Origin of the sequence: Roseibium sp. TrichSKD4, assembly GCF_000148725.1 — a bacterium.
Lineage (GTDB): Bacteria > Pseudomonadota > Alphaproteobacteria > Rhizobiales > Stappiaceae > Roseibium.
In genome coordinates this window covers 46451-57218 of sequence record NZ_GL476314.1, presented here as the reverse complement: position 1 = coordinate 57218, position 10768 = coordinate 46451, and the positions used below count along the sequence as shown (strand labels likewise).

Here is a 10768-nt window from a genome sequence, read left to right as displayed (position 1 = left end):
GCAGGTTGCGCAGCAGCAACAGCAGCTGCTCCGCGAGCGACACCGGGCTGAACAGTTTCATTCAACAATGCTCCGGGCGCAGTTGGCCCACCCATCTGCTTCGTCAAAGTGGAAGCAAGCTCATCAGCCGCGCTGGAACCGGAAGCTACCGGATTGACCCCATTCGCAGAGGCTGCAGATTGCCCCTCACCCGTAAGAAGCGCGCCTGCCGAGCCTTGCGCCAATTCCGGGGCCAGTGTCCCGGCTGCTGGTTTTGCACCCAAATCGGGCTCCAGCGGATCAACCGGCAAAGGTTCGCCGACATTTGGCGGCACAGCTGGGCCAGCCCCGGCGCCAAGCGGCGCAACCGGGGGCGCTGGTTCTCCGCCATCACCGATCTGCAGTTCCACGCCCTCACCCTGCCGGGCACCCAGAAGGTTTTCAAAAAGAGCATCAGCTGTTGCATTCGGGACGGGCTGCACAGGAAGCGGCTGGAACTCGCCTGTAAGTTCGCTTGCCAACTCACTCGCTAATTCACCGGCCAAATCCTCTGGCAACTCGGCGGCAAATTCAGTCAGCGCGTCCGCGTCCTGATCCGGCCTGACCGCAGCATTCAAAACAGAGGCAAACTGGCCAGACCCGTTGCCGTCAGCGGTATCGCCCTGAAGGCCCGCCTTGGCACCGATTGCCTGCGCCGCTGTTCCTGCAGCGCTTAAGATCATGTCAAAAGGTAGCACGATGCATCCCAATCTGATTGACTGAACCAAATGTCTGATCACTTGTCAGCAAACACCGGGCCAGTTTTGGCGCATCTCTAAAATCGATAAACTTCAAGTACTTACACTAAATCGGACATACTGAAGCACTCTATCACCCCGGAAAGGACTGCCTCACCCGGCAAAGCTTGCCCACCTTTTCCGGCAATTATTGGAATTTGGCCCGCACATATATATATTGGCCAAAACGATGTGAACTTGCCGCCACCAAAACGGCGCGGGCTATGCGGCCTAGCCTGAAACAGGCGTCCGTGAAGACGCGCGTGCGGCCCAATATCTTGGTGTTGTGAATGCAAAACAGTCTGGATCTTCCCGGTCGCCCGGAAGACACCCGTGTGGTTGTTGCCATGTCCGGGGGTGTCGACAGTTCCGTGGTCGCGGCCCTGATGAAGGAAGAAGGGTACGACGTGATCGGCGTCACCTTGCAGCTTTATGATCATGGAGCCGCCGTCAGCCGCGCCAAATCCTGCTGCGCCGGTGTTGATATTCACGACGCCCGCCGCGCAGCAGAAAAGATCGGCATTCCCCATTACGTTCTGGACTATGAAAGCCGGTTCAAGGAACAGGTCATGGACCGGTTTGCCGACAGTTATATTGCCGGTGAAACGCCCATTCCCTGCGTCTCCTGCAATCAGACCGTCAAGTTCACCGACCTTTTGAAAACCGCCAAAGACCTTGGCGCGGATGTTCTGGCCACCGGCCACTATGTGCGCTCCAGGCCGGACGGCAACAAGCGCGCTCTCTTCCGTCCTGTCGATCTGGACCGCGACCAGAGCTACTTCCTGTTTGCCACCACGCAGGAGCAGCTGGACTTCATCCGCTTCCCGCTGGGCGGTCGGCCCAAGTCGGAAGTGCGTCAGCTGGCGGAAAAATTCGGCCTCTCCGTGGCCAACAAGCCGGACAGTCAGGACATCTGCTTCGTGCCAAATGGCGACTATACCGAAGTCATCCGCAAGCTGCGCCCCAATGCAGCCGAACCTGGTGACATTGTTCACATGGACGGGCGCGTTCTCGGCCAGCATGAAGGCGTTATTCATTACACAGTAGGCCAGCGCCGCGGCCTAGGCGTTGCCACTGGCGAGCCGCTTTATGTGGTGCGTCTGGACGCGGATGAAAAACGCGTTGTGGTCGGCCCGCGTGAGGCCCTCACAACAAACACGATCATCTTGCGCGAGGTGAACTGGCTGGGCGACATGCCGCTGGACGAAGGCGCAGAGCTGGACCTTTTCGCCAAGGTGCGCTCCACCCGCCCGCCAGCCCCTGCCATCCTGCGCCACACGGCGGAAAAAACCACGGTCGAACTCGTCACCGGGGAAGCAGGTGTTGCGCCGGGTCAAGCCTGCGTCTTCTTTGACAGCGAAGATGAAACCGCCCGCGTTCTGGGCGGCGGCTGGATTGCGCGGACCGAGCGCAGCGGCGCGTGGACCATCGACAGCCAAGGCGCGTCCAGCTCCGCCGCTTGAAGGACCGCTGAACGGCTCCCCCAAACGCCCTTATGAAAACAGGGCTTTGCGGCCAAAATCACAGGCAAGGCGCGCGATTGCATTTTTCCCCGGAGAAGGTGCAATTGCCCGCTTGACGCCGCTCTCCGCCGTCACTATAAGCTCCCCACATCGCACGGCCCTTCTTGAAAAGGGACCGGCCGGATGGCGGGGTAGCTCAGGTGGTTAGAGCAGCGGAATCATAATCCGCGTGTCGGGGGTTCGAGTCCCTCTCCCGCTACCATTTTTATCCAAGCATTGCTGATAGATAGATCTCGCACGCTGTAGCTCGCCTGTAGCTCGCCGCGCAGAATTAGAAATTTGACTATCAAAATTAGAAAAATCAGTTTTTAATTTTCAGCGTCCTGCTCAGGCGACCTATCGAGAATTCAGCTTTGCGAGTATCGAGGCCAATGACATGTCAGGTGCATCGTCTTTTACGATGCCATCCGATTGTAGCTCGCCGCGCAGAATTAGAAATTTGACTATCAAAATTAGAATAGTCAGTTTTTGATTTTCAGCTGGATTTGAAAAACATCAGCAACAAGTCCCGCACCTTTTCAAGCAAGCTGACAAAGTATGGCCAAGCGGTATCTGTCGTGAGTGTGTTCCCCAAAACGCCTGACAATCCACCTACTGCCAAGTTCCCCAATAACGTCACAGTGAAACCCGCGATCCCTCGCAGCGCCCTAGTCCATTTGCCTTGGGAAACGGGATTTGAATACTCATCCGGCAGATGGGTCGGGTGTTGTTCGTTTTTGATGGTGTGCGCTTGAGTTTGGACAAACTTTCCAACATCACCATAGAAAATGTTCTGAACGGGCGGCGCTTGAATAGCCCGTGCAAGTTTGTCGATCTCATCAATAAGCTCAGGGAGACGCGTCTCCGTCTCAGCCGTGATTTCTATTTCAGGTTCTCTGAGATCGTGAACGCCAGCCTCTTCATTCGGAAGCGGCTTCAAGTATTTTTCAAGTTGACCGATCATGCCAATGATGCGTTGTGTCTTTCTATCGAGAGTACGCCATGCGTCTTCCTCAGGGTTTGACTTCAGATAATCGGCCAAATCCAAACTCAACTCTATCCACTTGTACCAGTTTAAATCGTGTTCCTGAGCCAGGCCCCTACACTTGTCGATTGCGGCCAATATACCCTTCTTGTCAACCTGAGGGTTTTCCGTCTCCCAAGCTTCGCGAAATCTGCCGCAAGCGTAATCTATAGCGTCAAAAAGTTGATCCCTGTCAGAAGGATCATTTGCCGCAGGTCTCCCATCTGGCGGGGTGCTGACAATATCGATTTTGCCATCCCGAACGATGGATGTAACAGAACCCGTGTCCGCTAACCGACGCTCTAGATCATCAGAAGGGGTATGAGTGTCCGAGTTCTTTGTGCCAGCCTCCTCATCGCCCTCCCACTTCGGCCAATGAGCAGGATGCTTCAGCCCCTCGGGCAACAGCACCCCGGTATCACCTCTCATGCTGTCTACTTGTTTTTGAGTGAGGTATCCTGTGTGGGTAAAATCGGCTCTGGCGAAACCTGAGACTGCCAGCGACGATTTTACAGTTCGGACATCCGCCCACTCCAGCTTCGCCCACTCCAGCTTCGCCCACTCCAGCTTCGCCCCCCGCAGGTCCGCCCCCCGCAGCTTCGCCCCCCGCAGGTCCGCCTCCTGCAGCTTCGCCCCCCGCAGGTCCGCCTCCTGCAGCTTCGCCCCCCGCAGGTCCGCCTCCTGCAGCTTCGCCCCCCGCAGGTCCGCCCCCCGCAGGTCCGCCTCCTGCAGGTCCGCCTCCTGCAGGTCCGCCCCCCACAGCTTCGCCTGCTGCAGCTTCGCCAACCGCAGGTCCGCCTGCTGCAGCTTCGCCCCCCGCAGGTCCGCCTGCTGCAGCTTCGCCCCCCGCAGGTCCGCCTCCTGCAGCTTCGCCTCCTGCAGGATCGCCAACCGCAGGTCCGCCTGCTGCAGCTTCGCCTGCTGCAGGTTCGCCCCCCACAGGTCCGCCCACTCCAGGTTCGCCTCCCGCAGGTCCGCCCCTTCTAGATCAGCCACAATTGGGCTCAACCGGCGGCGCTCGTTCCAAGCCTCCACATCATTCTCAGCGAGCCATTTCAAATGTTCAGGGTTTGCCATCTAGTGTCTCAAAATGCGTGGCTAAATTGCCGAAATATGAATCAATTGGTGGCAACCTTAACGTATCTGTTGTTGGGGGCATATTCTAAAACGGCAGTTTTTCCGAATGCCGTTTCGCATCAATTCAGCGCCTTCGTCTGCGCCGCCCCCAACACCGCCACACTGAACCCGGCCGCATAGTCTTCCGGCCCGAGCGTAAACACCGTTTCGTTGCCTCGGATCAGATTGACGTCCCCGGACCTCTCATAGCTGACCCGTTCACAAAACCAGTCGGTCTGTTCGCCGTCTTGGCTGATAGCCTGAACATAAAGGCTCATGTTTCACACTCCGACTGGTTGGTTTTTAAAGGGGCTTTAAAGGCCGTTTAAAGCGTCGTTGAATTGACTGTTCCCAGCCGCTCACTTGCAATGTCGAAGTAAGCTTGTTCCCGCTCACACCCGACAAACCGTCGCCCGGAGCGAAGGGCCGCAACTCCGGTGGAGCCTGAGCCCGCGAACGGATCGAGCACGGTGCCTTCAGGGCAAACCTGAACCAGTGCATCCATAAGAGGGACAGGCTTTCCGGTCGTGTGAAGCTTGGGACCGCCTTGCATAACACTGCAGCGGATAACACCGGGATAGGTCGGGCCGTCCTTGCCATGCCACGCTCCCTTTGATCCCCATAGGACAAACTCGGCCTGTTGCCGAAAGCGTCCTTTCTGGGGGCGGCAGGCTTCGGTCTTGTCCCAAGGAACACAGCCTCGATAGGTAAAGCCTGCAGCTTGGACTGCGTTGATCATGACCGAGAGCTGACGCCAGTCGGTGAACACGAGGAACGGAGAGCCGGGTTTTAAGATGCGATGGGCTTCCGTGAGCCAAAGCGTCGACCAGAGCATGTAAGAATGCTGATCCCGGTTCTCGCCCGAGAACTCGGGGTATTTCTTCTCGTCGTTGACATATTTCCGGTTGGCGCTGTCGGCCGTGCGGCTTCCAGAGTGGAGTCCGCCTGAGGAATAAGGTGGATCTGTCACCAATGCGTCGAATTGGTTTGACGACTGATCATGTAGCCATGTCAGGGCGTCTTGCTGAAAGAGTTGCCAGCGCATGCTGTCTCCAAAAGTGGTCGCTCTTGGCGATCTGGCACGGGCTCGCTGGGCATTGGTACCACTGGCCTCAAATTGTTGAGTGTTCCGCATCTGGGACACTTCACCTCGATTACATCGTTGATGGCGTTAGCCGCCGTTTTCATCAAAAGCTTGGCACAACGCCCACATCGAATTTCCTGCATGACAACCGTCTGCCGACTCAGCCACACTGCAGTTGCCCGAAAGGGCCACAGGTGCGGCGGTTATCACTTACTACTGTCGGGCGGGTTTACGTTTCCCAAGCGCCCCGCCGTCCGGACTTTCGGGTCCGGACCACCCGTGCCTCTCTCATTTCCCCTTCATCGTCTCCACATCCACGCTGATCAGCCAACCACCATCGGGTTCCCAAGTGTGGGTGACACTTGTCGCTTCCCAGCGAATGCCATCGACATCCGAGCCATAGCCGGACGCCTTGACCTCGGCGCCGGCAAGAGCGAGCGGATTGCCCGGACCTTCAAAGAAGCCGGTGCCAGTAAAGCGATTGAGGGAACCGGCAAGCGCCGAGGCAATCTGGCCCGCCTCGGTTTCGTCGGGTGCGGGGTGAAGCCTGCGGCGTGGTCCTCCGCTCTTGCCAATGCTGGCCGTGGCCTGTTGCAAGCGCCCGGATTTTGGGTCGAACCAATCCGCCTCGGCGCTTTCATGGGCAGTGCGTTCCTCCAGATCCACGTCCCAGGCATAAATCACGTTATGGTGCATGTGGATTATAGGAAGAGATTGCCCGGAGGCCGACTTGCCGCCACCGCGTTCCAGGACAACCAGGCGGCCTGCCTGAGGTTTGATAATCCCGCCGATATCGTCGGCAAGGTCAGTCAGGAAATCGAGCGGGCTTTGGTTCCAGCGAAGGCGATACGGGATCTTGATCTTTTCCAGTTCGCTCGGAATGATGGCCGGAACACCCGCCTCTTTTGCAATATCCCGAATAATTGAACCGGCGGTCCCGAACCCACCGTCTTCGTCATAGTGCTTCGAGCTGGTCTGTTTCATCTTGTCGATAAAATCAGCCGCCCGGCAGGTGACTTCGAGCTCCTCGCCGCTGTCCGGATCACCACCAAGGGCCGTCCGGCTGACAGAGAATATTCCGAAGTCGGCGGGCCTCCCACCTTTCCAGCCAAGTGCCAATTGGTATTTCGTGCCCTTGGGTGGCAGATCATAAGGAGGCGCTGCAAAGCGCAGGACAAGCTCGTCACTCTCATAGCCCGCCTGATCGGTATAGGTCAGGCCGAGAAGTGATTTCCCCCATGCCGGGACAAGGTTTGTTCCCTCCGGCCCGACAACAGAAACAATCGGAGTGCGCGCTGTCATAGCCACGGCCTCACAATGGTTTCAGGGGCGGCTTCCATCGGCTCGGGCACGGCAAGAATGGTCCCGAAGGTGACAAAGCCAGTCGGACCGAACGCCGTGTCAGGAAGCTCCGGATTGGCTTCCAGAAGCCGCTCAACCGCCTTGTTGCCTTCCGAGCCGTAGAGCGCCTTTGCGATCCTGTCGAGGCGCTCTTGCCGTTCTCTGACGGGGTAATGACCGATAATGACAAGGCTCATGGCGTGTCTCCAACAAAGACAAGCCCGACCTCTACATTCACCTTGCGGCCGATCCCGGTGAACGGGTGAAAGTGATCCTCGTCAACGTGAAGCTCACGGACAACAACGTCACCAAGATTGCGCCCCAAATACCGGCTTTCCAGGCGGATATAACGAACCGTGTCCTGCCGTTCGTGATGACCTTGCAAGAGCCCCAGCGCATCAAGGCCGCCCAGAATGTGCGGGACGGTCATTGCCTCAAGATAAACCTCGTGCGGACCTTTGCCGGTCTTTTGGTAATCCATGCCCCGGAAGGTTGCCCGGCCGGGGAGCCGGGTTTCACTGGATCTGGAAACGTGTTGCGGATTGAGGCCGATCACCTTCAGCCGGGCCCCGCCTATGGAGACAAGCGAACTCATGCCAGGTTCCCGGTTTCATGAAGGGCGCGCGAACGCGAGCCCCGGATTTCCCGGTTCTGGCGACGGTTGAGCAAGCTAGCGGCACGATAGGGGTTTGAAACCCCATTGATAGTTTGATTAACCGGGCCTGAAGTGACCGACGACATCTTTTGAACTTGCGGCGCCGGACCGGAGGCGGCCGAAAAACTCGGGGAAATTGTCGGCGTAGCCGTGAAGGAATAGGCATTCTTTAAGTCATCAGCCAATGAAAACATCTGACCGACTTCATCACTCATATTCGCGCTGAACTTTTGGCCTGCCTCGGTGCCCGCCGGTCCCATGCCGTCAGACAAGGCGCTCAGCTTGTCGGACCCGAGCGGTTTGACCTTGGGAATGGGGAGCTGGGTTTTACCATCGAGCGGGGTCGCCTTTGCCCCTTGCACCTTCAACGCATCTTCAAGCTCAAACTCTGCACTGCGCAAGCGTTGCTGTAGCGGAAACAGCCCATTATCGGGAAGGTCCAATTTGGGCTTGGGACGTGAGGCAATCTGTGCCTTGAGGTCTGCAATTTCGGCCTCTAGCGCCTCAATATTCACATCTTTGAGGCGCTCTTTTTCAACAATACCCTCTTCCCGCCGACGATAATCGGGATTGATCAAGCCCGTCACCTCATCAAGAACAGGGTTTTTGATGTGCCCCCAGGCATTCCCAACCCCGCCAAGAATATTCGCCCATGTTGCCCCACGCCGATTGCTCTTGGCTTCCGGCGTCTGAGAGATCCGGTCAAAGTCCTTTTCAACCAGGCCGCCCGATTTGTTGAGAACTTCGTCGCGGTACTCATCAAACAAATCCCGGTTGGCAATCAAGGGGCGCAACGCTGCCTTGACCTGCATGTCCCCGAACAGCTCATTGAGCTTGAACTCATCGCCCCCGGTCTTCTCGATGATCTTGTCAAGGACAGCCCAGATCGGCGACTGGCCGCTCTTTTGCGCATTCGCAACCAGCTTCTCAACGTCAACACCCATTTCATCGAAGTTCTTGACCGCATCCTTTGCAAAGATCTTCGACATGAAGTTTTCAAAGTTGGTGGCAGCGCTCGCCTCGTCCCCCGCACCCTTTCGGATGATCTGGGCAGCTGCAATCATGTCAGCCGATGCAGTAAGCCCGGTTCCCCCGGTATTGGCATAAAGAGCCGCAAGCTTTGGAAAGGAGGCCGCCATCGCCTCGATTTCAAACTCGCCAACCTTGCCGCCTTTCAGCATCTGGTCCAGATAGGTGGGAATATCCTCTTGGGTCAGACCAAGATTGTTGAGACCTGCCGTCACAGATTTGGCAATGACCTCAGGCGAGGAGCCTGACGCAACCGCCGCCCTTGCAACAGGTTCAAGAATTTTGTTTTGCTGGGCAATGGGAATATTGGCAGCTGCAAAGACGTTTCGCGCATCACTAACCCCGCCCACCTTCAGGCCGGTTTTCTCAGATATCCGCGCATTCACGGATTTCATTTCCTGAACCACAGCCGGGTCATATTGCTCGGCCGTCAAGGCAACCCGCGTTGCAGCAAGATCAACCTTGTTAAACCCGTCCTCGAGCTGGTTCAGCCCGCGAAGAATATTGTCGACAGACGCAAAGGCAACCAGTGATCCAAACGCACCAACGGCTGTTGTGCCCAAAGCCCCAACCGTGCTGTCAAGCTTGGAGACGGGAGTGTTCAGCCGGTTAAGGCGTTCAACCCTTTCCCCAAGACGGTCCACTTTCTTTCTGGCCGCATCCGCCTGACGTCCCACACCGGTAAACTTGGTTTTGTCGATCTTTTTGAGGCGCTCAGCCGCTTTGGACGCTGCCGCACCCAGTTCCTGCATCTCCCGCTCAGCCTTGTTCGTGTTCAAGGCGTTGAGCTTGCGAAACGCAGTCACCGGCTTGTCGAGCTTTGCCGCAAGACTGTTTGCAGCCCCTTGAAGCGCCTTCAGCTCCCCCTCGGCCTTGTCCGTTGTCTGCCGATTGAGAAGCTTTATCTTGTCCGTGGATTTCCCGAGCGCGGCGCTCGCCTTGTCCGCCCCGGCCGAGACCTGTTTCAGGTCGCCTTCCAGCTTGTCCGCGCCAAGGCCGGAGAGCCTTTGCGCCGCCTTGCGCAACGCCTCGATATCATCTTTCGCCCGTTTTGCGTCCCGCCCCTGATAGTCGAGATCAAGCCGCATTTTGACATCAAGATCACTCATCGGGTTTCACCTTGTGTCCGGGAGCCGAGGCCGTAAGTCTCACCGTGGACGGCATCGGCCTCATGCCACCAAAGCAGCACCTCGTCCCAATCCATCGCCCTGAATTCGGCATGGGAAAATCGGAGGATTGCCATCAAGCGGGCCGCGATTGCCCGCCATTGCCGGGGATGGGCAATCAGGCGCTTTCCGCTCGGAGCGATCGCGGAAAAAAATCCGTGCAGGCTTCCTTTACAAGGTGCCAGTCTTCTTCCTGAAGCCCGCGCAACACCGCTTCCGGATAACCCGTTTGCGCCTCATAGACCTTGTAAAAGGACAGATCGCCCCCCGCCTTGCGGACAAGGTCTTCAACCTCACCGCCGGTCAGCTTGCGAACTGGAATGCTCTTGACCGTTTCGCCACCCCGTTTGAACGGATGATCGAGCGGCACATTCTGAAACCGGGAGGTTTCATCAGACAGAAATTCCAGCTGCTCAGTCTGCGGGGCCTCAACTTCGCGTGTCGCCGAGTGATTACCGCCTCCGGAATTATCCAGCGCGTCCGTCAGCTCCTCCGGCGGCAGGGTTTCCAGCTCATCAAGTTCAAACGGTTTGGGTTCTGTGCCGCTCATTGAAAATCTCTTGCCCCCTATGGATACCGCAACCGCCTAAGCGGCAATCATCTGATTGTGCTCGGCCGAGTAATCGACGCCGTTGATAATCAGCGAGTTTGAGAAGATATCCATCTCGTGAACGCGCTTTCCTTCGACCACATCGCGATAAGTGACCAGCGTTCCAATCTGGTATTCAGTCTGCCCGCCCAAACGGCCACTGACACTTGGAGGGGTGACATCGGTCAATAGACCTTTGAGCGTGACAATCCGGCCTTTGTTGACTCCCTTTTGAATGTCGCGCAGGCGCTCATAATAATAGAACGTCGTCCAGTCCCCGGCCTCCCGGCCAAAGAGCGAACGCACATCATCATGAGCCCCTTTCAGGGTAAAGGACGCAGACATGGAGGCAATCTCGCCGGGATGGGAAAACGCCATCCAACCACCGGCAAGTTTGATTTCCTCATTGGCGCGCGAAAGGTTCGGCAGCTTGACCGTTTCCAGGCGAAGGCGCTGGTTCAGCGTGTCGACATACCAGTTCGCGCCATAGATCAGACTATCCATGAC

General features: G+C 57.3%; 12 protein-coding genes, 1 tRNA gene and 1 pseudogene. 2 read left to right on the top strand and 12 right to left on the bottom strand.

Annotation, left to right across the window (positions count from 1 at the left end; genetic code table 11):
- Window positions 1-716, bottom strand: a pseudogene (locus tag TRICHSKD4_RS30755) (hypothetical protein); the annotation flags it as partial.
- A 329-nt stretch (window positions 717-1045) separates the two neighbouring features.
- Here TRICHSKD4_RS30755 and mnmA point away from each other — a divergent pair.
- Window positions 1046-2218 (top strand): tRNA 2-thiouridine(34) synthase MnmA, encoded by a 1173-nt coding sequence (gene mnmA, locus TRICHSKD4_RS12285; protein ID WP_009759331.1) that lies wholly within the window; start codon window positions 1046-1048, stop codon window positions 2216-2218.
- Between the two features lie 185 nt (window positions 2219-2403).
- Window positions 2404-2480: transfer RNA gene (locus TRICHSKD4_RS12280), tRNA-Met, on the top strand.
- Window positions 2481-2753: 273 nt separating this feature from the next.
- Here the strand turns inward: TRICHSKD4_RS12280 and TRICHSKD4_RS28140 are convergent.
- The 11 genes from TRICHSKD4_RS28140 to TRICHSKD4_RS12235 form a co-directional block, all read right to left on the bottom strand.
- Window positions 2754-4358 (bottom strand): pentapeptide repeat-containing protein, encoded by a 1605-nt coding sequence (locus tag TRICHSKD4_RS28140; RefSeq protein WP_009759329.1) that lies wholly within the window; start codon window positions 4356-4358, stop codon window positions 2754-2756.
- A gap of 119 nt (window positions 4359-4477) precedes the next feature.
- Window positions 4478-4675, bottom strand: coding sequence for a hypothetical protein (locus TRICHSKD4_RS12270; protein WP_009759328.1), 198 nt, complete (start codon window positions 4673-4675; stop codon window positions 4478-4480).
- A gap of 47 nt (window positions 4676-4722) precedes the next feature.
- The gene (locus TRICHSKD4_RS12265; protein ID WP_040616797.1) at window positions 4723-5442 is read right to left on the bottom strand and encodes a site-specific DNA-methyltransferase; all 720 of its coding nucleotides are present in this window, start codon (window positions 5440-5442) and stop codon (window positions 4723-4725) included.
- A complete protein-coding gene (locus TRICHSKD4_RS32320) occupies window positions 5409-5585 on the bottom strand; it encodes a Com family DNA-binding transcriptional regulator (RefSeq protein ID WP_371256777.1) in 177 nt (58 codons plus the stop codon). Before TRICHSKD4_RS32320 ends, TRICHSKD4_RS12265 begins: the two co-directional genes overlap by 34 nt.
- 184 nt (window positions 5586-5769) lie before the next feature.
- A complete protein-coding gene (locus tag TRICHSKD4_RS12260) occupies window positions 5770-6783 on the bottom strand; it encodes a phage late control D family protein (protein WP_009759326.1) in 1014 nt (337 codons plus the stop codon).
- Window positions 6780-7019 carry a tail protein X gene (locus TRICHSKD4_RS12255; RefSeq protein ID WP_009759325.1) on the bottom strand — a complete coding sequence of 80 codons (240 nt, stop codon included), beginning with the start codon at window positions 7017-7019 and terminating at the stop codon, window positions 6780-6782. Before TRICHSKD4_RS12255 ends, TRICHSKD4_RS12260 begins: the two co-directional genes overlap by 4 nt.
- Window positions 7016-7417 (bottom strand): hypothetical protein, encoded by a 402-nt coding sequence (locus tag TRICHSKD4_RS12250; RefSeq protein ID WP_009759324.1) that lies wholly within the window; start codon window positions 7415-7417, stop codon window positions 7016-7018. The genes TRICHSKD4_RS12255 and TRICHSKD4_RS12250 overlap by 4 nt, the downstream gene beginning before the upstream one ends.
- Window positions 7414-9615 carry a phage tail tape measure protein gene (locus TRICHSKD4_RS12245; RefSeq protein WP_009759323.1) on the bottom strand — a complete coding sequence of 734 codons (2202 nt, stop codon included), beginning with the start codon at window positions 9613-9615 and terminating at the stop codon, window positions 7414-7416. The genes TRICHSKD4_RS12250 and TRICHSKD4_RS12245 overlap by 4 nt, the downstream gene beginning before the upstream one ends.
- Complete coding sequence (locus tag TRICHSKD4_RS30750) at window positions 9612-9749, bottom strand: hypothetical protein (protein WP_009759322.1); 138 nt, start codon at window positions 9747-9749, stop codon at window positions 9612-9614. Before TRICHSKD4_RS30750 ends, TRICHSKD4_RS12245 begins: the two co-directional genes overlap by 4 nt.
- Window positions 9750-9790: 41 nt before the next feature.
- A complete protein-coding gene (locus tag TRICHSKD4_RS12240) occupies window positions 9791-10222 on the bottom strand; it encodes a phage tail assembly protein (protein WP_009759321.1) in 432 nt (143 codons plus the stop codon).
- Window positions 10223-10258: 36 nt separating this feature from the next.
- Complete coding sequence (locus TRICHSKD4_RS12235; RefSeq protein WP_009759320.1) at window positions 10259-10765, bottom strand: phage major tail tube protein; 507 nt, start codon at window positions 10763-10765, stop codon at window positions 10259-10261.
- Between the last annotated feature and the right edge of the window lie 3 nt (window positions 10766-10768).

Coding starts and splice junctions, on each gene's coding strand:
- TRICHSKD4_RS12250 (WP_009759324.1), bottom strand. CDS start 7,417: ATGAGTTCGCTTGTCTCCATAGGCGGGGCCCGGCTGAAGGTGATCGGC.
- TRICHSKD4_RS12255 (WP_009759325.1), bottom strand. CDS start 7,019: ATGAGCCTTGTCATTATCGGTCATTACCCCGTCAGAGAACGGCAAGAG.
- TRICHSKD4_RS12245 (WP_009759323.1), bottom strand. CDS start 9,615: ATGAGTGATCTTGATGTCAAAATGCGGCTTGATCTCGACTATCAGGGG.
- TRICHSKD4_RS30750 (WP_009759322.1), bottom strand. CDS start 9,749: ATGGCAATCCTCCGATTTTCCCATGCCGAATTCAGGGCGATGGATTGG.
- TRICHSKD4_RS28140 (WP_009759329.1), bottom strand. CDS start 4,358: ATGGCAAACCCTGAACATTTGAAATGGCTCGCTGAGAATGATGTGGAG.
- mnmA (WP_009759331.1), top strand. CDS start 1,046: ATGCAAAACAGTCTGGATCTTCCCGGTCGCCCGGAAGACACCCGTGTG.
- TRICHSKD4_RS12270 (WP_009759328.1), bottom strand. CDS start 4,675: ATGAGCCTTTATGTTCAGGCTATCAGCCAAGACGGCGAACAGACCGAC.
- TRICHSKD4_RS12240 (WP_009759321.1), bottom strand. CDS start 10,222: ATGAGCGGCACAGAACCCAAACCGTTTGAACTTGATGAGCTGGAAACC.
- TRICHSKD4_RS12260 (WP_009759326.1), bottom strand. CDS start 6,783: ATGACAGCGCGCACTCCGATTGTTTCTGTTGTCGGGCCGGAGGGAACA.
- TRICHSKD4_RS12235 (WP_009759320.1), bottom strand. CDS start 10,765: ATGGATAGTCTGATCTATGGCGCGAACTGGTATGTCGACACGCTGAAC.
- TRICHSKD4_RS32320 (WP_371256777.1), bottom strand. CDS start 5,585: ATGAAAACGGCGGCTAACGCCATCAACGATGTAATCGAGGTGAAGTGT.
- TRICHSKD4_RS12265 (WP_040616797.1), bottom strand. CDS start 5,442: ATGCGCTGGCAACTCTTTCAGCAAGACGCCCTGACATGGCTACATGAT.